Annotated in this window: 25 protein-coding genes; 13 read left to right on the forward strand and 12 right to left on the reverse strand. The window is 61.7% G+C overall.

Annotation, left to right across the window (positions count from 1 at the left end; all coding sequences use genetic code 11):
* Positions 1–85 precede the first annotated feature (85 nt).
* Both BM400_RS18725 and BM400_RS18730 read left to right on the forward strand, forming a co-directional pair.
* Positions 86–1,885 carry a MiaB/RimO family radical SAM methylthiotransferase gene (locus tag BM400_RS18725; RefSeq protein ID WP_245782028.1) on the forward strand — a complete coding sequence of 600 codons (1,800 nt, stop codon included), beginning with the start codon at positions 86–88 and terminating at the stop codon, positions 1,883–1,885.
* 169 nt (positions 1,886–2,054) lie between these two features.
* Positions 2,055–3,671 carry a sensor domain-containing phosphodiesterase gene (locus BM400_RS18730; protein ID WP_089842591.1) on the forward strand — a complete coding sequence of 539 codons (1,617 nt, stop codon included), beginning with the start codon at positions 2,055–2,057 and terminating at the stop codon, positions 3,669–3,671.
* Here BM400_RS18730 and BM400_RS18735 read toward each other — a convergent pair.
* Positions 3,662–5,425 (reverse strand): DUF885 domain-containing protein, encoded by a 1,764-nt coding sequence (locus BM400_RS18735; RefSeq protein WP_089842593.1) that lies wholly within the window; start codon positions 5,423–5,425, stop codon positions 3,662–3,664. The two genes, BM400_RS18730 and BM400_RS18735, sit on opposite strands and share 10 nt — an antisense overlap.
* Positions 5,426–5,470: 45 nt before the next feature.
* On the reverse strand, positions 5,471–6,415 hold the full coding sequence (locus BM400_RS18740) for a YHYH protein (RefSeq protein WP_089842596.1): 945 nt from the start codon (positions 6,413–6,415) through the stop codon (positions 5,471–5,473).
* Between the two features lie 244 nt (positions 6,416–6,659).
* On the opposite strand from BM400_RS18740, the gene BM400_RS18745 reads away from it, so the two are divergent.
* On the forward strand, positions 6,660–8,030 hold the full coding sequence (locus BM400_RS18745) for an EAL domain-containing protein (protein WP_089842599.1): 1,371 nt from the start codon (positions 6,660–6,662) through the stop codon (positions 8,028–8,030).
* 10 nt (positions 8,031–8,040) lie between these two features.
* Here BM400_RS18745 and BM400_RS18750 read toward each other — a convergent pair whose 3' ends face one another.
* Genes BM400_RS18750 through BM400_RS18760 form a run of 3 tightly spaced genes read right to left on the reverse strand, consistent with a single transcriptional unit; the run spans position 8,041 to position 9,949 of the window.
* Positions 8,041–8,526 (reverse strand): hypothetical protein, encoded by a 486-nt coding sequence (locus BM400_RS18750; RefSeq protein WP_089842600.1) that lies wholly within the window; start codon positions 8,524–8,526, stop codon positions 8,041–8,043.
* Positions 8,516–9,076: an RNA polymerase sigma factor gene (locus BM400_RS18755; RefSeq protein WP_089842603.1), complete on the reverse strand. Its 561-nt coding sequence runs from the start codon at positions 9,074–9,076 to the stop codon at positions 8,516–8,518. Before BM400_RS18755 ends, BM400_RS18750 begins: the two co-directional genes overlap by 11 nt.
* A gap of 12 nt (positions 9,077–9,088) precedes the next feature.
* A complete protein-coding gene (locus BM400_RS18760; protein ID WP_141224013.1) occupies positions 9,089–9,949 on the reverse strand; it encodes a hypothetical protein in 861 nt (286 codons plus the stop codon).
* Between the two features lie 124 nt (positions 9,950–10,073).
* Between BM400_RS18760 and BM400_RS18765 the strand changes: the two genes are divergently transcribed.
* The 3 genes from BM400_RS18765 to BM400_RS18775 are packed head-to-tail and all read left to right on the forward strand — an operon-like array spanning position 10,074 to position 11,929.
* Positions 10,074–10,292, forward strand: coding sequence for a DNA gyrase inhibitor YacG (locus BM400_RS18765; protein ID WP_089842607.1), 219 nt, complete (start codon positions 10,074–10,076; stop codon positions 10,290–10,292).
* A 24-nt stretch (positions 10,293–10,316) separates the two neighbouring features.
* On the forward strand, positions 10,317–10,802 hold the full coding sequence (locus BM400_RS18770; RefSeq protein WP_089843908.1) for a phosphatidylglycerophosphatase A family protein: 486 nt from the start codon (positions 10,317–10,319) through the stop codon (positions 10,800–10,802).
* Between the two features lie 41 nt (positions 10,803–10,843).
* Positions 10,844–11,929, forward strand: a complete 1,086-nt coding sequence (locus tag BM400_RS18775; RefSeq protein ID WP_089842610.1) for a Vgb family protein — start codon at positions 10,844–10,846, stop codon at positions 11,927–11,929.
* Between the two features lies 1 nt (position 11,930).
* Here the strand turns inward: BM400_RS18775 and BM400_RS18780 are convergent, their stop codons facing one another.
* Together BM400_RS18780 and BM400_RS18785 are read right to left on the reverse strand one after the other, a co-directional pair.
* Positions 11,931–13,154, reverse strand: a complete 1,224-nt coding sequence (locus BM400_RS18780) for a GGDEF domain-containing protein (RefSeq protein ID WP_175529144.1) — start codon at positions 13,152–13,154, stop codon at positions 11,931–11,933.
* Between the two features lie 182 nt (positions 13,155–13,336).
* Positions 13,337–14,518: an MFS transporter gene (locus tag BM400_RS18785; protein WP_089842617.1), complete on the reverse strand. Its 1,182-nt coding sequence runs from the start codon at positions 14,516–14,518 to the stop codon at positions 13,337–13,339.
* 102 nt (positions 14,519–14,620) lie between these two features.
* On the opposite strand from BM400_RS18785, the gene BM400_RS18790 reads away from it, so the two are divergent.
* A complete protein-coding gene (locus BM400_RS18790; RefSeq protein ID WP_089842619.1) occupies positions 14,621–15,022 on the forward strand; it encodes a hypothetical protein in 402 nt (133 codons plus the stop codon).
* Positions 15,023–15,121: 99 nt separating this feature from the next.
* Here the strand turns inward: BM400_RS18790 and BM400_RS18795 are convergent, their stop codons facing one another.
* Positions 15,122–16,159, reverse strand: coding sequence for a glycoside hydrolase family 43 protein (locus tag BM400_RS18795; protein WP_089842622.1), 1,038 nt, complete (start codon positions 16,157–16,159; stop codon positions 15,122–15,124).
* A 52-nt stretch (positions 16,160–16,211) separates the two neighbouring features.
* On the opposite strand from BM400_RS18795, the gene BM400_RS18800 reads away from it, so the two are divergent.
* The 6 genes from BM400_RS18800 (at position 16,212) to ftsY (ending at position 22,814) form a co-directional block, all read left to right on the forward strand.
* Positions 16,212–17,030: a hypothetical protein gene (locus BM400_RS18800; RefSeq protein ID WP_089842625.1), complete on the forward strand. Its 819-nt coding sequence runs from the start codon at positions 16,212–16,214 to the stop codon at positions 17,028–17,030.
* 77 nt (positions 17,031–17,107) lie between these two features.
* A complete protein-coding gene (locus BM400_RS18805) occupies positions 17,108–18,376 on the forward strand; it encodes a competence/damage-inducible protein A (protein ID WP_089842628.1) in 1,269 nt (422 codons plus the stop codon).
* Positions 18,377–18,445: 69 nt separating this feature from the next.
* Positions 18,446–19,084, forward strand: a complete 639-nt coding sequence (gene plsY / locus BM400_RS18810) for a glycerol-3-phosphate 1-O-acyltransferase PlsY (protein WP_089842631.1) — start codon at positions 18,446–18,448, stop codon at positions 19,082–19,084.
* A complete protein-coding gene (locus tag BM400_RS18815) occupies positions 19,081–20,073 on the forward strand; it encodes an NAD(P)H-dependent glycerol-3-phosphate dehydrogenase (protein WP_089842633.1) in 993 nt (330 codons plus the stop codon). Before plsY ends, BM400_RS18815 begins: the two co-directional genes overlap by 4 nt.
* A gap of 103 nt (positions 20,074–20,176) precedes the next feature.
* Positions 20,177–21,418, forward strand: a complete 1,242-nt coding sequence (locus BM400_RS18820; RefSeq protein ID WP_089842636.1) for a GAF domain-containing sensor histidine kinase — start codon at positions 20,177–20,179, stop codon at positions 21,416–21,418.
* Positions 21,419–21,797: 379 nt separating this feature from the next.
* Entirely contained in the window at positions 21,798–22,814 is a 1,017-nt protein-coding gene (gene ftsY, locus BM400_RS18825; RefSeq protein WP_089842639.1) for a signal recognition particle-docking protein FtsY, read from the forward strand.
* Positions 22,815–22,869: 55 nt separating this feature from the next.
* On the opposite strand, the gene BM400_RS18830 is transcribed toward ftsY, so the two are convergent.
* The 4 genes from BM400_RS18830 to BM400_RS18845 form a co-directional block, all read right to left on the reverse strand.
* Entirely contained in the window at positions 22,870–23,244 is a 375-nt protein-coding gene (locus BM400_RS18830) for a RebB family R body protein (RefSeq protein WP_089842641.1), read from the reverse strand.
* A complete protein-coding gene (locus tag BM400_RS18835) occupies positions 23,245–23,529 on the reverse strand; it encodes a RebB family R body protein (RefSeq protein WP_089842644.1) in 285 nt (94 codons plus the stop codon).
* 35 nt (positions 23,530–23,564) lie between these two features.
* A complete protein-coding gene (locus BM400_RS18840; RefSeq protein WP_089842647.1) occupies positions 23,565–23,834 on the reverse strand; it encodes a RebB family R body protein in 270 nt (89 codons plus the stop codon).
* A gap of 281 nt (positions 23,835–24,115) precedes the next feature.
* Entirely contained in the window at positions 24,116–24,364 is a 249-nt protein-coding gene (locus BM400_RS18845; protein ID WP_089842650.1) for a RebB family R body protein, read from the reverse strand.
* Positions 24,365–24,858 lie beyond the last annotated feature (494 nt).

The raw sequence follows: 24,858 nt of genomic DNA on the forward strand, positions 1-24,858 counted from the left end.
AAGCAGTTCCAAGTCATACAGTAGCCGCTGCCCGGGCTGGGTATCCATACGGCAGGACAGTCTTTATGCGCGTAAAATAAGCCTTGTGAACGTATCCGCCCCTACTCTCGAAGAGCAAACCCCTACCGCTGCGCGCCCCAAAGTCGGCTTCGTCTCCCTCGGCTGCCCCAAGAACCTCGTCGACTCCGAGGTCATGATGGGCCTTCTGCACCATAACGGCGCGGAACTGACACCCAACGCTGAAGACGCCGAGATCATCGTCATCAATACCTGCAGCTTTATCGACTCCGCCAAGCAGGAGTCCGTGAACACAATCCTCGAGATGGTGCAGCACCGCACCGAAAACGGAGGCAAGGCCAGGCGCATCGTCGTAGCCGGATGCCTGGTTGAGCGTTACCGCGACGAGATCCAAAAGAACATTCCGGAAGTAGATGCGGTCGTCGGTACCGGCGAGTTGGAAGCAATCCTCACCGCCGCGGGCCTGACCGCAAAGCCCACGCCGAACCACTCGCCCTTCCAGATTCTGCCGCAGGACTTCGGGCAGCCAAGTATCGCAGCGCAGACCCAGCCGGACCTTGAGCTGATCGCGCATCCGCCTGTCGATCACACGCAGGTAGAGATCGAGAACCTCTCCGCGGGCCTGGTTTCCCGCGCTCCGTCGGCTGTCTCGCAGCACTCGCGACCGCTGGCCGATCCGGAGCACGACGCCGAGATCGCACCGCAGCTCCGCATTGCACAATCGCTCGCCGAAACAGGCACAACCGCTGGAACCGCTCCGCTGAACCACCCGGGCCAGCATGTCGATCACGTCTCCCACTCCGACAAGCCTGCCGGAGCCACCAGCCGCCCAGAAGGCGACGCCCGTGAGCAGTCCGGTCGCTTCTCCCGCGAGAGTTGGGATGGCGCCATCGCCGCGCTGCCCGACTACCTCTACTCCGATGCCACGCCGCGCATCCTGACCACGCCGCGCGCCTCGGCGTACATCAAGATCGCCGAAGGCTGCGATCATCCGTGCAGCTTCTGCATCATTCCACAACTGCGCGGCAAGTTTCGCTCACGTCGCATGGGATCGATCATCGCCGAGGCCCAGAACCTCATCGCCCAGGGCGTTCGCGAGATCACCCTCATCGGGCAGGACACCACGTGCTACGGCGAAGACCTCGGTCTGAAGGAAGGCCTCGCACAGCTTCTCGACGCGCTTGCCGTACTGCCAGGCCTGCGCTGGCTGCGCTTCCTCTACACCTATCCGAACAAGGTCACCACGCGCCTGCTCGAAACGATGGCGAAGCACGACACGATTGCCAAGTATCTCGACGTTCCCCTGCAGCACGCGAGCGCCTCGGTACTGAAGACGATGAAGCGCGGCGGCAACGCGGGCATCTTCCTCGACCTCATCGCGAAGGCCCGCCGCATCGTGCCCGGCATCGTCATCCGCACCAGCTTCATCGTGGGCTTCCCATCCGAGACCGAGGCCGACTATAAGGAGCTCGAGGCCTTTATCGTCGCCGCGAAGATCGACTGGCTCGGCGTGTTCACGTACTCGGACGAAGAAGGCGCGAAGGCCTTTGAACTCGCCGCCGAACTCAAGGTTCCCAAGCGCACCATCGAGGCGCGACGCCGCAAACTGATGAAGCTTCAGCAGAAGATCAGCACGCAGGCCAAGCAGGCCTGGATCGGCCGCGAGATCGACCTGCTCGTCGAAGGCCCATCGGAGGAGACCGATCTCCTGTGGGAGGGCCGCACGCCGCTTCACGCCCCTGAGATCGACGGCAAGGTCTTCATCAACGACTTCGGTCCGCATGAGGCTCTGGTTCCCGGCACGTTCTATCGTGCCGAAATCACCGAATCACACGACTACGATGTCGTCGCCCGCATTCTGGACTAGCCGTCCCGGAAGAATGCAGCCCGGACATTCAGACTCCCGTGGCTGCATTTTTCCATGTATTTGTTGACCGCGTCACGCCACGATGGCCGTGCACAACATTTGATGTGCTGTATAGCTCGCTGTCACTAATGTCGTAGACACGACATCCCACGTGGCATACAGTCTGTGCATGTCTGTCCAAGTGAGCGATGTTCGCACAGCGCTGCAAAACAACCAGATCGTTCCCAACTTCCAGCCAATTGTCTCGCTGCATACGGGCGCTCTGGTCGGCTTTGAGGTTCTTGCCCGCTGGCAGCATCCTGAGATCGGTGCCGTACTCCCAGAGAACTTCATCGCCATTGCCGAGGCCTACGGCCTGATCGGAGATCTGACCGATCAGGTCTCCAGCAAAGCCTTCCACTGCGCCCCCGATCTTCCCGCGCCGCTCTTCCTCGCCGTCAATTTGTCACCGGCGCAGTTACAAGATCCCAACGTACCCAGCCACATCGCCAACCTCGCCACCTCCGCCAGCTTCCCGATGGACCGCGTCTACATTGAGATCACCGAGAGTGCTCTCCTCGATGACCTCGACAGCGCCAAAGCCATGGCGCGCAGGCTGAAAGATCTCGGCTGCCGCCTCGCCCTCGACGACTTCGGCACCGGCTACTCCTCGCTCGCTCACCTCCAGGCACTTCCGTTCGATGAGCTCAAGATCGATCGCAGCTTCGTCTCGAAGATGACGACCACGAGGGAGAGCCGCAAGATCGTCGCTGCCATCGTCGGTCTCGGTCACTCGCTCGGACTCATCACAGTCGGAGAAGGCATCGAAACCGAGGAGCAGGCCGACATGCTGCTTTCGCTAGGCTGCGAGCTCGGTCAGGGATACCTCTACGGCAAACCGGCACCCGCCGCCCAGATTCCCACCATGATGAGCACCTCGCATATCTCCAGCTCCGTCGATGCAACCGTCAAGTCGTGGAATATTTCAAGCCTCGAAGCCCTTCCCACGCAGCGCCTCGCGCAGCTCGAAGCCATCTACGATGGAGCGCCCGTCGGCCTCTGCTTCCTCGACTGCAACATGCGCTTCGTCAGCGTCAACGCACGTCTTGCGGCCTTCAGCGGACAGGGCGTGACGACCTATCTTGGCAAGACGATCCAGCAATCCAACCCCGAGCGCTTCGGGAGCTTCGAACCATACCTCCGGCGCGCTCTCGATGGAGAGGCCCTCTCCGGCGTGGAGATCGCGCTGCCTTCAAGCGGTCCGGACCAGCTCGACAGCATGCTTCTCTGCTCTTTCCAGCCCGCATGGGATGAAGGCGGTGAGGTCATTGGCGCCTCGGTCGCCGTCGTCGACGTCACCGAGCACAAGCGGTCCGAAGAGGCGCTCGTGGAACGCGACGATCACGACAAGCACCTTGAAGCGCTCAACAACCAGATCTCCTGGACCATGGACGCCGCCGGCGACAGCCTTCAGGTCAGCACCCGCTGGGTCCGCGCCAACCCCACGCACAAAGAGCCCACGACCTACCTTGCCTGGCTCGAAGACGTCCACGCCGAAGACATCGGCCCCGCACTCCGCGTGCTGCGTACCGCCCTTGTCAGCGGCGTTCCCATCGATATCCGCTATCGCGTCAAGCAGGCCAGCGGGGGATGGCGCTGGATGCGCGCGAAAGGCTCACCGAGCCTCGACAAGGATGGCGCGATCGTTCGCTGGTACGGCACCGTCGAAGACATCGACATCCGCGAACAGGCAACCCAGAACGAGGCGGAGTTGTCGATCGGCAGCGGCATAGCCGCTCATCGGTAGCCTCGCTCCTTCTGCGCAGCAATCCATGCATTCGTCCGCGCATCGAGCATATCTAGCGGAAGCACGCCGCCGTTCAGCATCTCGTCGTGGAACGTGCGTATGTCGAACTTCGGGCCGAGCTCCTTCTTCGCTCTCTCGCGCAGCTCGCGAAACTTCAACTGCCCCAGCTTGTACGAGAGCGCCTGCCCCGGCCATGCGATGTAGCGATCCGTCTCCGACTGGATCGTCGGCTCATCCACCGCCTGCGACTCACGGAAGAACGCGACCACCTGATCCCGCGTCCATCCCTTCGAGTGGATCCCTGTATCGACGACAAGCCGCACCGCGCGAAACAGCTCGCTGGAAAGCCGTCCATAATCGCTCACCGGATCGTTATAGAAACCGACCTCCTTGCCAAGCTGCTCCGCATACAACGCCCATCCCTCGATATAGCCCGAGTTCGCCGCATGCAGCCGGAACTTCGGCAATCCCTTGAGTTGCTGCGCCACGGAGAGCTGCATATGGTGCCCAGGGATACCCTCGTGATACGCCGTCGCCTCATCGTCGATCAGCGTTCGTTCCGCAAAGTTGGAGGTGGCCACGCTCACGCGTCCCGGCCTCTTGCCATCCGGCGTTCCCGTCTGGTAGTGCGTTGCCATAGCCGCCTGGAATGCGGGGATGGCTTCGACGGTCACCGGCGAACCGGGAATGTTCGTGAACAGCTCAGGCAACTTCGGCTGCATCTGCGCAATGTACTTGCGGTAGTCGTCGAGGATCTGTTCGGACGACGTCGGCTTGTACTTCGGGTTCGTCTTCAGCGAAGCGCGAAAGCTCGCCAGATCGGCAAAACCCTCCTTCTTCGCGATTGCCAGCATCTCCGCCTCGATGCGCTTGATCTCGCTCAGACCAAGCTGATGAATCTGGTCGGGCGTCATGTTGCTCACTGACGTACGGCTCCTGATGTTGTTGCGGTAGCGACGGTCGCCATCGGGCAGCGAACTCGCGGCAAGTGTCGTGCGCCCGTGTGGCGCGTACTCCTTCGCAACGAACGTCTCAAACTGCTGATACGCGGGCAAGACCTCGGCGTTCACCGTGTCGGTGATCTGCTTCGTCAGCCGGGCCTGATCGGCAGCCGGGATGCTTGCCGGAAACTTCTTCGTCGGAATCAGAAACGGGTCGGCGGCGATCACGCCCTCGCACTGCGCCGGCACCTTCTCCAGTAGAAATTTCACCGGCATCAGGCCATCCTTCATGCCCGCCTTCATCACCTCTTCGGTCTGCAGAAACACCCGTGGAATCTGGTGCAGACGTGCAATGTAGTCCTCGTAATGCTTCACGGAATCGAGCGGCACAGCCAGCGGAAGATCCGCAAGACCGGTATGCGGCCCATCCATCTGCGACACCGGCATCTCATACTCCTTGAAGCCGTAGTCCGCCTTGCGCTGGTCAAGCGAACGCAGCATCAGGTCGTGCGAGAGCCGGTCCTGCTCTGGAAAGCCATCGGTCGAAATCTCCGCCAGCCGCTTCAGGAAGCCCTCGTTCGTGGCCTCGTTGCGCGCGATCGCGGCCAGCGACTCATCGGCAAGCTGATCGTTGTAGCGATAGTCTCCAAACGCCGTAGCCCTCTGCGGACTGTTCTTCAGCCCAGTCTCGTACTGCTCCTCAAAGAGGGCGTTCTGCGCGGCGATGCGGTCGGCCACTGTCTGGGCAAACGCTGAATGAAACGATAGACCGGCGACAAACACAAGGGCGGCAAGCGAAGGAGAGGGGCGCATTCCGGCAGCTTAGCAGGTCCGCCGTGCCGCCGGAGCGGGATTCTTCTACATGCCCTTCGTCGCCTTCATGTTCTTCATATCGCACTTCGCCCGCTCGGCGATCGCCACCTGCGTCACCGTCACGGAGCCCGCGTAGCAACCCAGCGAAGACTGCTTCGTCGTTACGCCAATGGGCAGCACATAGTGATACTTGCCATCCGGAAACTCCGGCGTAGCGCTTGTAATCCCATTGCATGCATCGAGCTTCGACACATCAATCACAGCGCCGTTGATGTCGCGGCCTCCATAGATGGGGAACCCATCCATCGCAATCCCGATCAGGTGCGAAGGACCCGTCGCCGTATCCACCAGCGAGGTGACGCACGTGGGCACCGCATGGTAATGCCAGGTCGCCGATGCCGAGGCTCCGCCATTCGAGTGCCCGCTGCAATCGTCGAGGAACGAAGCCGTCTGCGAGTTCCCGGACGTATCGGTGAACGTATAGGAAACGTTGTCCGAGACCGCCACCGTCCCCGTCGCCTCGTACGCATTGAACATGGCCACGCCCGAGATCATCATCCCGATCGAGCCCATGTTCGTCGCGGTGGTCGTCGCAGCCTTCGACGGACAGATGTTGTACGTCGTCGACGAGCCGCCGAGCGCGTTCGCGATCGAAGTGTATGCAATCACGCCAAGCTTCAGCCCGCTCGGCGTCGTCGCCACCACGGTCCCGGTCCCCGTCACCGGAGCCAGATAGTACGCCGCATGATAAGCCGGAACACCGGTCGTCTTCAGCGTCATGGTGCAGGTAGTGGGGAACGTCGCCGTCACATTCGATCCCCAGTTCGTCGCCTTGTAAACAGCGTCATAGCCGGTGGACGTATTGTTGCCGGTGGTGGTGCTTGTGGTGGTCGTCGCTGACGCGCTGCCGCATCCGGAGAGCGAACAGAGCGCAGGAAGGATCGCGATCGCGGACACAGCCGCGAGCAGACGCCTGGAGAACACAGTCATGGCGCGTAACTCCTATCTCATTGTGATGGAAGAACTTCTGGAGGGCCCCTGAACATCGAGATAGACGCGAACCCGCACGGCGGGAGTACATCCGGAATGAATATTTCGAACGCAGCTGGATGCAACACCTGATTGGCCAGGGAATGCACGATTTTCCCACCCCTCGCGAAGAAATATCGTTAAATTTCCCCCTTTGTATTCCACCCGACACAGCGCCGCATGGACGACGTGTAGAGTCTTCACCATGATCGCTAAGCTGCAGGATGTCGTAGAAGCGATCGAGAAGAGGCAGCTTGTTCCCTGCTTCCAACCTTTGGTCGAAATTCGTTCCGGACTTCTCACCGGATTTGAGATGCTCGCCCGCTGGAATCACCCCGTTCACGGTCTCATTCTGCCGTCGAACTTCATCTCGCTTGCCGAGGAGCATGACCTCATCGACGAGGTCATGGATCAGATCTTTCTCGCGGCATTTCAGGCAGCCAAGAGCATCGAGACGCCGCACACGCTCTCGGTCAACCTCTCTCCCATCCAGTTTCAGAACCGTTCCCTGCCCGACCATATCTTTCGCATGGCCGAGCAAACGGGATACTCGCTGCACCATCTCGTCGTCGAGATCACCGAAAGCGCACTGCTGGACGATCTCGGCTGTGCCAGGGAGATCGCCCTCGACCTCAAGAGCCTCGGTTGCCGTCTCGCACTCGACGACTTCGGAACCGGCTACTCCAGCCTGAGCCACCTTCAGGCTCTGCCCTTCGATGAGCTCAAGATCGACCGCAGCTTCGTCGCTTCCATGGCGAGCCGGCGGGAGAGCCGTAAGATCGTCGCCGCTGTCATCGGTCTCGGCCACTCGCTCGGGCTAAAGACCATCGCGGAAGGAATCGAGACCGAGGAGCAGGCCGCCATGCTTCTCTGCCTTGGCTGCGAGGTCGGGCAGGGCTGGCTCTACGGAAAGCCGGTCCAGGCCCTCGACCTCTCGAGCGCCCTCGCCGCTCCACCGCGCCCTACCGCCGCGGCTCCCACACCGTGCGGCGATGGATTGTCGGTCTCCAGCCTCGAGGCCCTGCCGAACGAGCACCTCGCGCAACTCCAGGCTATCTACGAGGGCGCGCCTGTCGGTCTGTGCTTCCTCGATCGCAACCTCCGCTACGTGAATCTTAACCATCGTCTCGCCGCCATCCACAACATCAGCGTCGCCGCCCATCTCGGGCGCACCATGCAGGAAGTCGTGCCGCAACTCTTCGAGTTCGTCGAGCCATCTCTGCTCCGCTCCCTCAAGGGTGAAGCCGTCGCCAGGATCGCCATCATCCAACCCGCCACCGGCCCCAGTGAGACCGAAAAATACCTCCTTCTATCCTGTCAACCCGTACGGGACGAAGCCGGCGAGGTCATCGGCATCTCTGTCGCCGTGGTGGATGTCATGGAATACAAAACGCCCTTCGAGCAACCGCCAACAACACTCCCCCTGCACTTCTCCCCCAACGGCGAGATTCTCCGCTGGGACGGCATCGTCGAGGGAATCGGCACGCCACCCAACCAACAGACAGACGGAAAACGCAGCGACGCTGTTCTCTACACGATCACGCCCCCTTCCCTCACGAAGCCCGCTCTCGCCTAGACGAGGGAACCTAGCGCCGCTCCATCCCCAGATAGACCACCACGCCTCCAAGCACCGCGACCAAGCCGACGCAAGCCGCCAGCAGAACCATCTCCAGGCCGTCGCCGCCCATAGGCAGCAGGGCTTCCAGATGCAACGCCTGCGCACCCTTCTGCCAATCGAATCCGCGCCTGGTCTCGACCACCACAAGCCCCACACCCAACAGCACGGTCACCGCCAGGGCAAAGATCTGCGCACCCCACACCGGACGCGCAATCTGCTCCAACGCGGACTGCCTGCGCCGCACCTGTGCCCTCCACCAGATCAACCCCGGAGCCATTGCCGGTGCAGACTGCATCGCCGTTGCGCGGGCTCCACGAAAGGCCTGCGACACCATCACCAGATCGCCGCACTTCCCGCATCCCGCGACGTGCACCCGCAGTTCCTCACCCGAGGCCTGCGGCCAATGCCCGCGCCCCAGCAGATCCTTGACTTCATGCTCGCGTTCACACCGCATCGATCCCCCTCTCCCGCAGCGCCTTCGCAATCTTGTGCCGCGCGCGGAACAGCATAATCCGTACACTCGCCGAAGCCAGACCCATCACCTCGGCAATCTCTTTGTGCGTGTACTCCTCGGCATGCGCCAGCCACAGCAACTGCCGCTCCCGTGGAGACATCCGATTCAGCGACGGCCCCAACAGCGCGGCGCTGTCGCTCTGGCAGGAAACATCCGCCGCCGCGAAGAACTCCTCGGCCATATCGTCGAGCGAACTCGCACGTGGCCTGCGCCAGTAATCCTTCAGCAAGTTCGACGCGATGCGGAAAAGATACTTCCGCGCCGCGACGTCGCCGTCGGGAATCTTTGCGCCGAGAAACCTCACGTAGCTCTCCTGCATGAGGTCGTCGGCCAGGCTGCGATCGCCGGAGACCCGGGCCAGATAGGCCCACAGAGGCCGCGACGACCGCTCGTAGAACAGGGCGAACGCGTCATGATCCATGCTGGCCTCACACGCCGCCGGCGTCTGCGCGCCCTGCCGGATTTTGGGGATTGCCTCCTGCCACGTCATCGCGTACCCGCCTCACATCCGGTCCTGCGTGTTGGAGGCGCTGGGAATCATCCCCAGCCGCCCCGCCAGAAGCCATGTCAACCCAGCCGAGATGATAAATCCCAGTCCAGGCATCAGCACCACGATTCCAGCCACCAGAAACACTGGATGCCCGTTACGCACGCTGTTGCGCAGCATCAGGAAGCCCGCCCCAAGCAGCGTCATCACCACGCCAATCTGCAGCGGAGTCAGCACACGACCCACGGCACTCGGAATCCTCTGCGTCTGTCCAAAGTCCACCGGCACCGGGCCCGCTTCCAGAAACTTCTTGCCTGCATCCGTCTCCATGTAGACCAGCAGCTCCTGGTTCGACGAGAACCGCTCGATCAGCTTGCCGTGCGCATCCACCTGGAGCTTGATGGCACGATTCCAGCGCCGATTCTCCATAAAGACCCGCAGCAGCCAGATCAGAGCGGCGAGGATACAAAGGAAGACCATGAACGGAACCAGCGACTGCGAAACCATGAGCGCCATAGGGCTCTCCGGACGACTGTCAAGCTCCGGCCAGATCTTGCGATCGAGCACCTCATGCCGATGCCCTGCTCGCCCTTCAATGCCATTGAAGAGATAAAACTCCGGGTTCCGTGCCACCTCCGGATGCTGCGTAAGAAAGTCCGCCAGCTGCGGATTCGTGCGGCTGACGTAGGCCTGATCGGCCAAAAGAGAGGGGTCGCGCTCTACCACCTCCGTCAACATGGGACTCATCCGCAACAGCTTGATCAAAGCCGATTGTGTATCCGCCATCTGGTCCTGCGAAATCACCGCCACAGGCACTGGAGCCGCCTTCGGCTGTGCCACCCCCACCCCTAACCCCAGCGCCAGAACTGTTCCCAACAAAATCTTCCTCATCGTTCCCCCTCGGTTGTGCTGTCTACCCGATACAACGCACACCGAGGCAAAGCGTTAACAGCCCCTGCACGGACTCGTCCGGCAGCACGACGTTTTAGAATAGAAAAGCATGGCTACCGCACCCAAAGCGCTCTTCTGCCCCACCTGCCGCAAGGTCGTCCTCGCCGAATGCGAAGACTTCCCATTCTGCTCCGACCGCTGCCGCATCCTCGACCTGGGCAAGTGGGCCTCCGGCGACTACAAGATCAGTTCGCCGATCCTAGACCCCGAGGTACTGGAAGGCCTCGATCAGGGCATGCCCCACCGTCGACGCGACGAAGAAGACTAAATGGGACACCAAAAGCAAGTCCCCATGACGTCCTTTCCAAAGCAGCGCACGCACTGGGCGTGGGCTGTCGGCACCTTCTTCGGCGCAGGTTTGATGAAGCCCGGCCCCGGCACGTACGGCTCCGTCGCCGCACTTGTCCTCTGGTTCCTCGCCGCGCATCTCTTCCAGCCGGCACACCTCGCCCTGTGGACCGCCATTGCAGCTCTGGTCGCGACGCTCATCGGCATACCGGCCGCCACCATCGTCGCCCGTGAGTCCGGTCGCGAAGATCCCGGGCACGTCGTCATCGACGAGGTCGCCGGACAGCTCATCGCGCTCATCGCCGTCACCCCCGACTGGCCCCACGCCATCCTCTCGCTTCTGCTTTTTCGCCTCTTCGACATCCTCAAGCCGCCGCCCGTCCGGCAGCTCGAACGCCTCCCTACCGGAACCGGCATCATGCTCGACGACGTAGCCGCAGGTGTCCTTGCGCTGGTCTGTGCGCAAGCGATCGCTCACTTCACCCACTAGCCATTTGCATCCTCAACCCGCTGACCATACTCTGAGACTTCATGGCCCCACTCTTCACCTTCGGCAAACCGGCAAACGAAACGGCGACTCCGCACCTCACGCACCTCTCTCCGCCCGCGGCCATGCCCGGCGGCGAGGTCGAGGTGCACGGCACGAACCTCGGCCCCTACGGCGATCCCGCCGAGCAGCCGCACGTTACCCTGAACGACATCACCGCCCCGATCCTTCTCTCGCGCCCCACACGCCTCACCATCCGCGTGCCGGAATCGCCCGAGGGCGACCTCATCGTGCACCGCACGCACGCATCCTCGAACGCCCTGCCTCTCAGCGTTGCGACCCTCATCGCCGAAGACCTGCACCCCGTCGCCAACCCAGCCGTAGCGCCCGACGGAGCCATCTTCGCCACACTCTCCGGATCCCGCGGCCAGCAGGTCCCCGTATCCATCTACCGCATCGAGCCCCACACGCCCGAGGGCGAGTTCGTCATGCGCCCCTTCACGCGTAACCTGCTCAACCCCACCGGCCTCGCCTTCGATCCGCAGGGCAATCTCTATGCCAGCTCCCGTGCCGATGGCACCATCTACCGCATCACGCCTTCCGGCGACCTCAGCGTCTACGCCGAAGGTATGGGCATCGCCACCGGCATCGCCTTCGACCCCGAGGGAAACCTCTTCGTCGGGGACCGGTCCGGGACCATCTTCAAAATCTCGCCCGCCTACACGCGCGAAGCCCGCGAGATCTTCGTCTTCGCCACACTCGAACCATCGATCGCCGCCTATCACCTTGCCTTCAACGATGCCGGCACCCTCTTCGTCACCGGCCCCACCACCAACTCCAGCCAGTCGATCCATGCCATCGACCGCGACGGCAACGCATCGATCTTCTACAGCGGCCTGGGCCGCGCACAGGGCATGGCCTTCGACATCGAAGACAACCTCTACGTCGCCGCATCCCTCCACGGACAGCGTGGCATCGTGCAGATCACGCCCGAGGGCAAAGCCTCCCTCGCGGTCTCGGGCAACAACCTCGTCGGCCTGTGCTTCCTCCAGCACGGAGCCTGCGCCCTCGCCACCCGAGACGCCATCTACCACCTCGATATCGGCATCCACGGACGCCCGCTGATCTAGGCTACCGTTCGCCCGGATCAAACAGCAGGACAGGCGACGCCTCGGTCTGCTCCACCACGCGGTTCCGGCCAAGACGCTTGGCGGCATACATCGCTGCGTCACCGCGACGCCGCAGCGCAAGCCACGTGTCGTTCCCCCCCGCAGCCAGTTCCGCGAGCCCCAGACTGGCGGTGATGCAGATCGGCAGACCATCGTCGTAGCCGAAGCTGCTTTGTTCGATCCGCAGACGGATTCTCGCGGCCAGCACACGCGCCGCCGCCAACGAGGTCTCCGGCAGGAGGATCAGGAACTCCTCGCCTCCCGTCCGGGCGACGAGATCATGCAGCCGCAGCTCTTCATGGAGCAGGCAGACCAGAGAACGCAACGCGACGTCACCGGCATCGTGACCCCGGGCGTCATTCAACTGCTTGAAATAGTCGATATCCAGCACGATCAACGAGAGCGCACCGCCGTTGCGGCGGCAGCGTGCCATCTCCCGCTCCGCTTCGACCTCCAGCGCGCGTCCGTTCAACGCGCCCGTAAGGCCGTCCGTACGAGTCTGCTGTCGCAGCGCGAACTGTGTCTCCACCACGTAAAACCAGATAAACGACGCGACGAAGCAGAAGTCGAGGATCATCAATACGAGCATGGTGACCAGGATCTGTGGATCCGGCCATGCCCCAACCCTAAGCCCGCGGGCTGCGATATTGTGGGTCAGCACGACCGTCCGGTAGCCGGTAAAGACAAGAAAGAGCGCAAAGAAAAACGCCGTCACCCGAGCCACAACGACGAACGGCTGGCGCGCACGTGTGAGCAGCAGATGCACGGAAGCAAAACCGGCGATCAGCGCAGGCAGCGTCCCAACGGGATACCTGGTCCATAGCCCGAAGAAGATCTCCGATGGATACAGCGTCATGCTCACCAGCACCAGCGCAGGAACCAGCCTGCCGCGAGGCCCAGTCCGAAGAAGGAACCAGCGGAAGCCCAGGAACATGGCCAGGTAGACAAATGAGGCGATCGCGTTCGCGCCATAGGTGCAAAGCGGTATTGTCACGGCCAGCGGCGCCTGCCCGCGAAGCATCTCGATCGCAGTACGCACCACCCACAGGAGAAGGGCGAGTGAGAACCAGCGCAGACCAAGCAATGTGCGGTTGGCAAACGCCAGTCCGGACAAAACGATCACCGCAAGGATGCGTGAGACCAGACTCGTGACAAACAGCGTGTGGTAGTCCATGGGGGAGGACACAGGTAAGGCGATGATACCTGTTACGGCCATCCGCAACGGCGAACACTGCATAAACCCACGCGGGTTTTGATGCCGCGCAGCCAACACCAACGTAATCTCGCTCGCACCAACCCCGCCGCGCGGACCACCACGTTATGGAAGCAGGTGTTTGGCGGGAAAGAGCGGATCGTGCTCCGGATGATTCAGCGAGGGTCCGTAGCCGGGGCTGTGAGCAACTGCCCCTGGTCCCTCTTCTCCACCCAGACCGTCACCACAGCCACCACCAGACACACCGTCGCCACCGCTGCACTCGCGAACGGAAGCTTCAGATACCCGTATCCAGCCGTCAGCACCAGCCCCCCAAGACTCGCCCCAAGCGCATTCCCCAGATTGAACGCCCCCTGATTGAGCGTCGAAGCAAGGTTCGGCGCACCCTTGGCCTGCTCCACGATTCGCGACTGCAACGGAGCGATCGCACCAAAGTGGATCAGCCCCCACACAAACACCAGCACCACCGCAGGCACCACATGTGGCATCGCCAGGGGCATCGCCAGGAAGAGAGCGATCAACAGCACCAGACCACTCAGCACCAGGGGCATCGGCCTCCAGTCCCCAAGCCTCCCCCCGACAAGATTCCCCACCGTAATGCTGACGCCAAACAGCACCAGCACCCACGTCACGGCGTGCGGCGAAAGATGCGTCACCACTTCAAGCATCGGAGCGATATACGTAAACACGCAGAACAGCGCGACCGATGAGATCGTGCTGAGGCTCAGCACCAGTTGCACCTGAGGACGCACCACCGCACGAAACTCATGCTTCAGCGCAATCGCCTCCGCGGGCTGCTCCGGTACCATACGGTAGAGTGCAGCCAGCGCGATCAAACCCACCGGGATCAGCGCCAGAAACGCCGCGCGCCATCCGAACGCCTGCCCCAGCGCAGTGCCGGCCGGCACCCCCAGCACATTGGCGATCGTCAGGCCGCTGAACATCAACGTCACCGCCTGGGTGCGCTGGTTGTAGGGCACAATATTCGTCGCGACGACACTGCCGATCCCGAAGAATGCGCCATGACACAACGCCGTCAGCACACGCGCACCGAGCAGCAGTTCATAGGTGGGGGCCAGGGCGCAGAGCAGGTTGCCCGCCACAAAGATCCCCATCAGGATCAGCAAGGCACGCTTCCGCTCCGTGCGCGCCAGCAGCAGGGCGATGAGCGGCGACCCAAACGTCACGCTGAGCGCGTACGCGGAGACCAGCACACCGGCCTTGGGGATGCTCACCGAAAAGCTCTTCGCCAGATCCGGCAGAAGGCCCATGATGACGAACTCCGACGTCCCAATCCCGAATGCCGCGACAGCGAGAGCTAAAAGCGATTTACGCATTCCACTCATTTTCGCAGGAGTTGGCGATTGAAGTTGCCGCAAACACAGTTTTCGAGGAATGCCATTCATTCACCTGTGAAGCTCTATGCGACGATTTAGAGAATGAACGCTTACGACAGCAAGTTCCATGATGGGTTCGTAGATGGCCTCCTGATCCGTGAACCGCAGGTGATCATCTTCATCAGGACCGCAAGCAACGAGTCATTCGCGTTGGTCGCGAACGATGTGACAAGGATGCGGGTGGACAGCCTTCTTCAGGGCAACGTCATCTTCGACATTGTTATGCGTCAAGGAGAGGACCTGACCAGAAGCGACGTGGACGTCTATGGATTCGCTGCAAGTCCCGACGGAGAGAAGCTGGCAGTTGATAAGCTTGAGCGGCTAAGAACAGAGAATCGGGTGGCACTCGAAATCAATCCTTCATACGGGTGCGAGTGCTTCTTGATCGCGCAGGCTGTCACGCTGATTCCTCGATCTGAGCTGAAAAACCTCAATCTCTGGTGAGATTTCCCCGAAAGTCCCGTTCTCGGCAAATTCGGTCCGGCTGTTTCCGCAAACACTCCATTGCGGAAGAATGGCTTTGAATGTACCGGCAGTGCTGCTCTATCTCCCGTCCTCATCCAAATCAATCCGTTCCCGCACAATCTCAAGATGGTCCCCAGCATCCCGCATCTCATAGATCTTCCCCCGAGCGTTCTTGAACGGACGATGCAGCACAAGCATCAACCGCCCATCGAAGCTGTGAAAGAGCATCCCATGCCCACTGTCTTCATGGACCAGCGGCGCAAGCTGCTCCCAAGGCCCCTGAATCTCGCCGGAGCGTGACCGCGCGATGGTCTGCACATAGCTGCTCCCGGCATCCGTCGCCCCATGCGCATGCTCATAGCTCGACCACAGCATGAGCAGATGACCGTCCTTGGTACGAAAGAGTTCCGGCCCATCCGTCACATAGATGGAACCCCGCGTACTGGGAATGACCTCCGCATTCACCCACGGAGCATCCGAGCCCTTGAACAGATGGATGGGCGGCCCGGATGCCTCGCTCAGATCCGCCTGCAACGGCACCGCCTCGATAGTACCGTCGATCTTCTGCAGCCACTCATGCGCGTACACCATCCACGGCTGATCAGCCCGGTCGACATACAGTGTCCCGTCCAACGTCATGAAGTCCGCCGGCGGAACCGGCCCGTCCTGCTTCAGCGGAATGAAGGGTCCGCCGGGCCGATCCGCCCTCGCGATCAGCGTGCCGCGCACATACGTCGCGTGCCCCAGCGGCGACGGTTGCGGAATCGTCCTGGTCGTGTTGTGCAGCGTGGTGAAGAGGTAAAAGTGGCCGTGATAAGCATGCACCTCAGGCGCCCACGCCCCATCGTGCGCCCAGAACTCCTCCGGAGGCGTGAAGACAACAGACGGTTTGCTCCAGTGCTTGAGGTCCTTGCTCGTATACGCCATCGTGCCCCGCCGCTTCTCTCCCGTAAGCGATGGGACGTTCGAGGTATAGAGGAAGTACGTCTTCGAAGCACCATCCGCGAGGATGAATGGATCGTGGAGTGGCATGGAAGAAAGCGTGAGCGGATAGTCCTGGGCATGCAGCACCAGATTCGCCGAAAGGAAGAGGACAAGGAAAAAAACTCTACGCATAGGCAGACACTTTAACGCCTTGACACGAGGTTGGCTACCGTAGTCTAAGAGCGTGAATTTCAGCCAGCCCAATCCGATTGATTCCGTCGCCGTGAAGAGTCTGTTCCGTAAGTACTGGTCTCCGCAGGGATGGATCAAAGGGGAGATCGTTCCTTCGGAACTTGAATATGCGAAGCTGGCGGGTGTCATGTTCGAACCGCTTGATAGTACCCATCACCAATCTGTCTCTCGAGCACTTGCGATGCGAGAGCGCATCCACCCTGACGCCGTCGCAAATGCATTTCTATCCAGCCTTTCGAGCCGTCGCATGGATCTGCGCTCTGCACTGGGAAGCTACAGCGCGATTCTCCGTTTGGAGCCTCATCCGTACACTCAAGCTCGAGGCAGGATCGATTGTGCCATCTGCGGAGACTATCTGGAATCCCGCCAAACCGATATCAACATCTTGAACTTCGAACGTTTGAAGTGGGGTGGCGTGCGCCACACTCAGCCGCTCTATGCGGGGCTGGACCTTGAATGGTTTTCATCCCTACAAGTTCCAGAAGCGACCCAAGAAGATCGTTCGCATTTGAGGCAACTCCTTGATAGGGTTTCTACGCTCAGTCCACATGGCCGCCCCAACGATCTTGAGAAAGCGATCAAAGGCATCTTCGCCTCAAATCAGTCGGAACGCCGCACTGTGATTGACATTCTGGGGTTGTCTGGGGTGCTGGTGCCAATGGGATTACCGAATTTCTTCTCCACCTACCCCAAAAGCGCGGAGCGCAAGCAGCCGGACAAAAAGAACGACTGGAACTATCCCGTGCTTTGGTGGAGAGGCTCGGATGGGATCAATGAGGAGGCTCTGAGATTCTGGTTTCCAAATCTCTAGCGACTCCCTCATCCCGAAATACAATAAACCTCTAAACCGCCGCGTCTGCATCCAACCATACCGAGAGCAAACAAACCATGATCGCTGAAATCATCGCCGCCGGCTCCGAGATGCTCACGCCCTACCGGCAGGACACCAACTCCCTCTACCTCACCGAGCAGCTCAACGACCTCGGCGTCACCGTCGCCTTCAAAACCATCGTCGGAGACTCCCTCGAGCACCTCACCGGAGCCGCCCGCATCGCGCTCTCCCGCGCCGACATCGTCCTCTTCTCCGGAGGCCTCGGCCCCACCGAGGACGACCTCACCCGCGAGGCCGCCGCCACCGCTCTCGGGCGCGAGCTCCACCGCGACCCCACCCTCCTCACCGACCTCGCCAAGCGCTTCGCCGCCCGCCGCATGGCCATGCCCGAGAACAACCTCAAGCAGACCGACGTCATCGACGGCGCTACCATCCTCGCCAACGCCAACGGCAGCGCCCCCGGACAATACATCGACACCGTGGTTCCCAATCAAGACGGCAACGGCGTCCGCAAGATCGTCATCCTCCTCCCCGGCCCGCCGCGCGAACTCAAGGGCATGTTCAAGGATGTCGTCCTCCCCATCCTCGCCCCCAACCTCCCACCGCGCTTCCTGGCCAAGCGCACCCTCCGCATGGGCCTCATTCCGGAGTCGCAGGTCGACGCCCGCACCGCCCCCATCTACAAGCAGTTCACCGACGTCGAGACCACCATCCTCGCCGGTCACGCTGAAATCCAGCTCCACTTCCTCTGCGCCAAGGACACCCTCGCCGAGGCCCAGGCCCGCGTCGAAGAACTCAGCGCCCTCGTCGAGCAGGAGATGGGCGACGCCATCTTCTCCTCCGGCGGCGAATCCCTGGAGGAGATCGTCCTCCTCCACCTCGGCATGCGCCAACTCACGCTCTCCACCGCCGAAAGCTGCACCGGAGGCCTCCTCGCCGAGCGACTCACCGGAATCCCCAACTCGTCCCTCACCTTCGCGGGGGGTGTGGTCGTCTACAACCAGGCCATGAAGACCGCCTTCTGCGGCGTGCCCCCCGAGCTCTTCGCAACCCACGGCTCCATCAGCGCCGAAGTCGCCCGAGCTCTCGCCGAAGGTATCCGCCAGCGCACCTCCACCAGCTTCGGTGTCGGCATCACAGGGCTCGCAGGACCCAGCGGAGGCACCGGTCTCGACGCCGACAAACCCATTGGTCTCATCTACATCGCCGTCGCCACTCCCACCGGGACGCAGGTCAAGGAGATCCAGATCGCCGGAGACCGCGACCGCATCCGTCTCTGGGCCAGCCAGCACGCGCTGGAGATGATCCGGCAAACGCTCATCTAACACCGGACAAAGCGCTGTGCCATATCGCATAGTTTTGAACCTGCCTCCTTGGTACACTCAGGGCAGCGCATGAACCCCTGGCTCATCTCCATTTCGATCGCTTACCTTCTCGGGTCTATCCCCTTTGGGTATCTTCTGGTGCGCATCTTCCGCAAGGAAGACATCCGCACCACAGGCAGCGGCAACATCGGTGCCACCAACGTGGCCCGCTCCGGTGCCAAGGGACTCGGCATCGCCACCCTTCTCCTCGACCTCGGCAAGGCCTACGTGGCCGTCAAGATCGCCCAACACATCGCCCCAGGCAACTGGGATCTCGCCACCATGGCTGCGGTTGCCGCCATCCTTGGCCACATCTTCCCTATCTGGCTCGGCTTTCGCGGAGGCAAGGGAGTCGCAAGCGCCCTCGGCGTCTTCCTCGCCCTCAGCCCCATGACGGCGCTCTGCATCCTCGTCATCTTCCTCGCCGTCGTACGACTTACCCGCATCGTCTCGCTCGCTTCCATCGTCGCGGCCGCGGCAATTCCGCTTCTCATGCTCCACTTCGCGCACAATATGTCGCGCATCGTCCTTTTTGGCTTTATCTTTATTCCACTTCTTGTCATCGTGAAACACCACGCCAACATCGCTCGTCTCCTTGCCGGCACAGAAAGCCGTTTCGGTTCCAAGAAGACGAACGAAAACAACGATCCAGGGAAGGCGCCCGCATGAGCCGTATTGCCATTCTCGGTGCCGGAGCTTACGGCACAGCCCTCGCCATCTCACTCGCCCGCCGCGGAGGCCACGACCTCTGCCTCTGGGCCCACTCGCAGAAGCTCGCCGAGTACCTCACCGACACCGGGGAAAACCTCCCCTACCTGCCCGGCTTCACCCTCCCAGCGGACGTCAAGGTCACCAACGACCTCCCCGCCGCCATCTTCGAGGCCGACATCATCCTCTGCGTCACCCCCTCGCAGCACCTCCGCGAGACCATCACCCACATCGCGCCCATCCTGACCCGCAACCAGGTCATCATGAGCGCCAGCAAGGGCATCGAAGACAACTCCTTCCTGCGCATGTCGCAGGTCGTGGGCTCCATCGTCAAGAACCCCTTCGCCGCCCTCTCCGGCCCGTCGTTTGCGCACGAAGTTGCCCAGGGCGCGCCCTCGGCCGTGGTCATCGCCACCACCGAAAGCTCGCTCGCGCAGAGCCTCCAGCGCGATTTCACCTCGCCCTCGCTCCGCATCTACACCAACGACGACGTCACCGGCGTCGAACTCGGCGGCGCTCTGAAGAACGTCATCGCCCTCGCCGCCGGAGTTGTGCATGGTCTGCACCTCGGCAACAACTCCGCCGCCGCCCTCATCACGCGCGGCATCGCGGAGATCACGCGCCTCGCGGTCGCCTGCGGAGGCCGCCGCCAGACCCTCGCCGGACTCTCCGGCATCGGCGATCTCGTACTCACCTGCACCGGCTCCCGCTCACGCAACCGCACGGTCGGCATCGAGCTCGGCCAGGGCCGTTCGCTCACCAGCATCATGGTCGGCCTCAACGGTCAGGTCGCGGAAGGCGTCCGCTCCACCACCGCCGCGCTCGGCCTGGCCAAGCGCTACGGCGTAGAGATGCCCATCACCGAGCAGATGTACGCGATCCTCTACGAGGAAAAGCCGCCACGCGAGGCCATGAACGACCTGATGAGCCGTCCGGGACGCGAAGAGTAGACGGAAAAAGAAGCGATTCCCTGCCCACCTTCGGTTTCCTGGCATGGATAACTCTCGTAACCCGCTCCTTTTCTTGCCCATACGCGTGAGAAACTGATAGACGATGTCTGTCGTCTATCAAACAAAAAAAGGAGGCGCCACCCCACCCCTCTCCGAAGAGACTCGCCTCGCCGCACTCGACGCGTACTCTATCCTGGATTCCCTCCCCGAGCAGGGTTACGACGACATCACCGCACTTGCCTCGTTCATCTGCGGCACACCGATCTCTCTCGTCTCGCTCGTCGCCAGCGACCGTCAGTGGTTCAAATCAAAGCTTGGACTCGGCGTCAGCGAGACACCGCGCAATCAGAGCTTCTGCGCCTGCACTATTCCCACCGCGCAACCCCTCATCGTGGAAGACGCCCGTCTCGATCCGCGTTTCGCGAACAATCCCCTCGTCCTCGGCGACCCCAACATCCGCTTCTACGCCGGAGCCCCCATCATCGCGCCCGGCGGCCACATCCTTGGCACGGTCTGCGTCATCGACACCCAACCCCGCACCCTCACGGACGCCCAGCTCAAGGCACTGGAGTCCCTCGCCCGCCAGGTCATGGCCTTGCTCGAGCTCCGCCGGACCATTGAAGCTAACGCCCGCGCCGCCGAGACCATGCGCACAGTCGAAAAGCTCGCTGTCGTCGGACGCCTCGCCTCGGCCGTCGCCCACGAGATTAATAATCCGCTTCAGTCCATGACGAACCTGCTGCACCTCGCCGGTTCCGCCCCCACCGAGCCACTCAAAGATGTCTACCTCGCCCAGACCCTCGACGAACTGGCCCGCGTCTCCCACACCATCCGCCAGACCCTGCGCTTCCATCGTCAATCCGAGAGCCCCGTACCAACGCGCCTCGGGGAACTCGTCGAATCGGTTCTTGAGCTCTTCCGCGTGCGCCTCGAACAGTGCAGGATCGCAGTCAACGTAAGCGACCGTCAGAAACGCACGCTGCTCTGCTACCGCGCCGACATGCATCAGGTCATCGCGAATCTGGTCAGCAACGCCTTCGACGCCCTTGCTGCATCACCGTCTCCACGCATCGAGGTCCGCATCCGCGACACCGTCTCCCCGAGCACCGGAACAGCAGGCATTCGTCTCATCGTCGCCGACAACGGAACGGGCATGGACGCACTCACGCAGTCGCGCCTCTTCGAGCCCTTCCACTCCACCAAAGCCCCACGCGGCACCGGCCTCGGTCTATGGGTCAGTAAGGGTGTTTTGGATAAGCACCACGCCGCCCTCAGCATCCAAACAAGCCAGTCACCCACCCGCCACGGAACCGTCTTTTCCATCTTTCTGCCGTTCGCCGACTAGCGACAGTATCTGGATTCAAAAACAAAGCGGCGGAGCAGTCCGCACAATCGGCACAATTGGATTCGATACGGAGTGGTGCAAGATCGGCCACGCGGTACTGCTGCGTCGACGTCTGCACCCTCTGCTCCGTCAGGATACGAGCGTCCCAGGCATCGCGGTTCGTACCAAAGATAGAAGCGAGAAAAGCCTGTACGCTCGCACGCTGCTCCTCACCCACATTCCTCTGCTTCAGCTCGCCATCCGCCCAATCGCGGTTCGGACGATAGCTTGTCCGGAGACACTCCTCAAGAGGGGCCAACGCCGCCGCAGTCGCCAGCGCGCACCTCGCTCACCGTCATCCTGAACCTCCCGCCTCCAACTCCGCTAAACTAAAGTCAGCATGGCCTTCAACCTCTTCGGCAAACGCGATAAGACCCCCACCTCCCTCTTCCACTCCGGCGAATCTGTACCCGAGCCCGAACCAGAGGAGACAGCCCCCGAAAAGCGCGGCTTCCTCGACCGCATGCGCTCCGCGGTCGCCCGCACCCGCACCACGCTCAACGACCGCATGGGAGCCGTCCTCGCGCTCACCCGCGCCGTCGACGAGAGCTCCCTCGAAGACCTCGAGGCCGTCCTGCTCACCACCGACATCGGCACCACCACCACTGCCGAAATCCTCGAAACCCTCCGTCAACGCGCCATGCGCCAGGGCATCGAGTCCGGTGCCGAGCTCAAGACGCTCCTCCGCGCCGAGCTCAAGGCCGTCCTCGACCGCGTCGCCGTCCCTGTCCGTCATCCCGCCAGCCCACCCGAAGTCATCATGATGGTCGGCGTCAACGGCACCGGCAAAACGACCACCACCGGCAAACTCGCACAACTCCTCACCAGCCAGGGCCGCAGCGTCCTGCTCTGCGCCGCCGACACCTTCCGCGCCGCAGCCATCGAGCAGCTCGAAGTCTGGGCCACCCGCTCCGGCGTCCCCCTCATCAAGACCCGCCAGGGCGGCGATCCCTCCGCCGCGCTCTACGATGCCTGCGCCGCGGCCAAGGCCCGCGGATCCCAGGTCCTCATCGTGGACACAGCAGGTCGCCTCCACACCAAGACCGACCTCATGAAGGAACTCGACAAGATGCGCCGCACCGCCGAAAAGCTGGTCCCCGGCGCGCCTCACCAGACGCTCCTCGTCATGGACGCCACCACCGGCCAGAACGGCCTCACCCAGGCCCGCCTCTTCACCGAAGCAGCCCACGTCACCGGCATCGTCCTCACCAAGCTCGACGGCACAGCCAAGGGCGGCATCGTCCTCGCCATCGCCACCGAACTCAAACTTCCCGTCGTCTACGCCGGCACCGGCGAAAAGATCGAAGACCTCATCCCCTTCGACTCCGAATCCTTCATCGACTCACTCCTCGACTAATCGCACACACGTATCCCAAACCTCGAAATGAGACTTGGGATACGCGTGTACTACGTCAGGCGTTGGCAGGCGCCATCTGCTGAGCGATCGTGTCGAGATACGTCTTGATCTGGTTCATAATGTCGGACAGGTCTGGAGAGACAAGGGACGATTTCGCAAGATGGAGCAACTCTTCCGCTTCGGTACGCTTGCCATCGAGAATGGCTCTGGCTGCGGCCGAAGTAAAAGCCATGCGAAGCATCTGGCCATGTTGTTGCTCCGCGACAGCATTGTGAAGAGTAAGAGAGAGAGCATTCGCGAGCGACTGCAAGGCCGCCGCCTGGATCGCTTTCTGCCCTGCCAGGGCATACAAGGCGCTGAAGTCCGGAACGGCCTGTGCCTCCGCAACTCCCTGATCGACGACCGGCTCGGGAGGAGTCTGAGAATCCATTTAAAGTCCTTTCGTGCCTGCGTTGAGGATGTCGGACGTCGAGCTCCCCGTGCTGGCTGTGTCGACGGAGTACAGCGTGGCGACGCCCATCACCGTGGCAGCCTGTGCCGTGATATTGTTCTGCTGCTGAGCGGTCGTAGCATTGTGCGCTGCATTGGCAAGCGCCTGGGCCGTGGCCTGATAAAGAGCGGCCAGGGCCATCGCGGGCGCGGACGCCAGCGTTTCAACGCCGGACTGGGTGATGGAGTCGGTAATCTGATCGTTAACTGCAGTAGGGAATGCCATGGAACTCCTTATCCTTTCGGTTGCAGTGCCTGCGGTTAGCTGCCCAGAACTTTCTTGGTGGCGACTCCTGTGGTGGCAGTGTCCAGCGAGTAAAGAGTCGCTATCCCCTGCACGTTAGCCGCCTGGGCCACGGTGTTCAACTGCTGCTGTGTCATCGTGGCATTCTGTGCGGCATTTGCCAGCGCCTGAGCTGTCGCCTGGTAGAGGTTGGCCAGAGCGACGGCGGGCGAGTCGCCAACAACTTTAACGCCGGACTGGGTAACGGAGTCGGTGATCTGACTGTTGACTGCGGTGGGAAATGCCATCTTCTCTCCGATCGTTCTGTCTGCTGCGGTTATGCGAGGCCTTCGCTTGACTGGGAATCGATGACCGCTTGTTGGGCAAGCCGGTGCGCGTTGCTGACCGCGTCGTTGGACGCGTCCGGCTGAGACGGTCCGGGGGAAGCAGTCAAGACCGAATCGTTCGGAACATTCTGGCTGGCAACATCCGGTACTGCTGCACCGGGCGCACCATCTTCCCCAGAGGCGGAATCGGCAGTTCGTTTGCTTGGCATGGAAGCTCCTGCGCAGGAATGCGTGGAAGATGACTAAGAAGCAGGCTTCTCCACCACGGAAGGAGCGTTGAGAGAGGCGACACAGGCAGCGGTCACCGCCTGCGCCAGGATCTGCGCATTTTGCTGCGCCGACGTCGCGTTGTGGGCCGCGTTAGCCATGGCCTGCGCCGTCGCCTGGTAAAAAAAAGCCAGAGCCAGCGCTGGAGCATCGCCAATGACCTTAACGCCAGCCTGCGTAACAGCGTCGGTAATCTGGTTGTTGACTGAGGTGGGAAATGCCATAGGACTGTTTCTCTTTCTCGTTCTCGTTGGCTGCGTAGATGGACTCAGCGCAAAGCGTAAAAAACTGCCGCATCCGCGTGAGGGAGGTTTGCAGGCAACAGCAGAGAAAGGAGAAGGGCCGGATAGTCCACTGGGCAGGTCGTCTCGTACAAAGCCTGGACGACAAAACTGACTTTAGCCGTTGCGCGAACTGGGAAGAATAATAGAGCAAGAAAGTGAAACGTGTCATAACCCCGGAGACTTTTTCCTGTCGCCCAGTCTTTCGAACCACGATCTCGGGTCACGGAAGCCAAGCCGCACACCGGTTTGGTCGTTCTGCCAACCGTTATAATCCAAACCATAGCGCCACCTTCCAGAAGAGCAACCCTGGCAACCGAAGCATGAAACACCCACCGCATCCAACAGAGTGGGAAGCCAGCCCCACATATGAGATCCCGACGTTCGAGTCCAGACATAAACCTATATTTTTGAATACTTTGAAACATTTACCCCAT

This window comes from Granulicella pectinivorans (assembly GCF_900114625.1).
In the GTDB taxonomy this organism is placed as follows: domain Bacteria; phylum Acidobacteriota; class Terriglobia; order Terriglobales; family Acidobacteriaceae; genus Edaphobacter; species Edaphobacter pectinivorans.

Excerpts from the sequence above, each read along its gene's own strand:
- BM400_RS18845 (WP_089842650.1), bottom strand. The coding sequence starts at position 24,364 with ATGGCATTTCCCACCTCAGTCAACAACCAGATTACCGACGCTGTTACG.
- plsY (WP_089842631.1), top strand. The coding sequence starts at position 18,446 with ATGAACCCCTGGCTCATCTCCATTTCGATCGCTTACCTTCTCGGGTCT.
- BM400_RS18740 (WP_089842596.1), bottom strand. The coding sequence starts at position 6,415 with ATGACTGTGTTCTCCAGGCGTCTGCTCGCGGCTGTGTCCGCGATCGCG.
- BM400_RS18770 (WP_089843908.1), top strand. The coding sequence starts at position 10,317 with ATGACGTCCTTTCCAAAGCAGCGCACGCACTGGGCGTGGGCTGTCGGC.
- ftsY (WP_089842639.1), top strand. The coding sequence starts at position 21,798 with ATGGCCTTCAACCTCTTCGGCAAACGCGATAAGACCCCCACCTCCCTC.
- BM400_RS18730 (WP_089842591.1), top strand. The coding sequence starts at position 2,055 with ATGTCTGTCCAAGTGAGCGATGTTCGCACAGCGCTGCAAAACAACCAG.
- BM400_RS18830 (WP_089842641.1), bottom strand. The coding sequence starts at position 23,244 with ATGGATTCTCAGACTCCTCCCGAGCCGGTCGTCGATCAGGGAGTTGCG.
- BM400_RS18840 (WP_089842647.1), bottom strand. The coding sequence starts at position 23,834 with ATGGCATTTCCCACCGCAGTCAACAGTCAGATCACCGACTCCGTTACC.
- BM400_RS18735 (WP_089842593.1), bottom strand. The coding sequence starts at position 5,425 with ATGCGCCCCTCTCCTTCGCTTGCCGCCCTTGTGTTTGTCGCCGGTCTA.
- BM400_RS18755 (WP_089842603.1), bottom strand. The coding sequence starts at position 9,076 with ATGACGTGGCAGGAGGCAATCCCCAAAATCCGGCAGGGCGCGCAGACG.
- BM400_RS18835 (WP_089842644.1), bottom strand. The coding sequence starts at position 23,529 with ATGGCATTCCCTACTGCAGTTAACGATCAGATTACCGACTCCATCACC.
- BM400_RS18820 (WP_089842636.1), top strand. The coding sequence starts at position 20,177 with ATGTCTGTCGTCTATCAAACAAAAAAAGGAGGCGCCACCCCACCCCTC.
- BM400_RS18795 (WP_089842622.1), bottom strand. The coding sequence starts at position 16,159 with ATGCGTAGAGTTTTTTTCCTTGTCCTCTTCCTTTCGGCGAATCTGGTG.
- BM400_RS18765 (WP_089842607.1), top strand. The coding sequence starts at position 10,074 with ATGGCTACCGCACCCAAAGCGCTCTTCTGCCCCACCTGCCGCAAGGTC.
- BM400_RS18815 (WP_089842633.1), top strand. The coding sequence starts at position 19,081 with ATGAGCCGTATTGCCATTCTCGGTGCCGGAGCTTACGGCACAGCCCTC.
- BM400_RS18805 (WP_089842628.1), top strand. The coding sequence starts at position 17,108 with ATGATCGCTGAAATCATCGCCGCCGGCTCCGAGATGCTCACGCCCTAC.
- BM400_RS18790 (WP_089842619.1), top strand. The coding sequence starts at position 14,621 with ATGAACGCTTACGACAGCAAGTTCCATGATGGGTTCGTAGATGGCCTC.
- BM400_RS18775 (WP_089842610.1), top strand. The coding sequence starts at position 10,844 with ATGGCCCCACTCTTCACCTTCGGCAAACCGGCAAACGAAACGGCGACT.
- BM400_RS18745 (WP_089842599.1), top strand. The coding sequence starts at position 6,660 with ATGATCGCTAAGCTGCAGGATGTCGTAGAAGCGATCGAGAAGAGGCAG.
- BM400_RS18750 (WP_089842600.1), bottom strand. The coding sequence starts at position 8,526 with ATGCGGTGTGAACGCGAGCATGAAGTCAAGGATCTGCTGGGGCGCGGG.
- BM400_RS18785 (WP_089842617.1), bottom strand. The coding sequence starts at position 14,518 with ATGCGTAAATCGCTTTTAGCTCTCGCTGTCGCGGCATTCGGGATTGGG.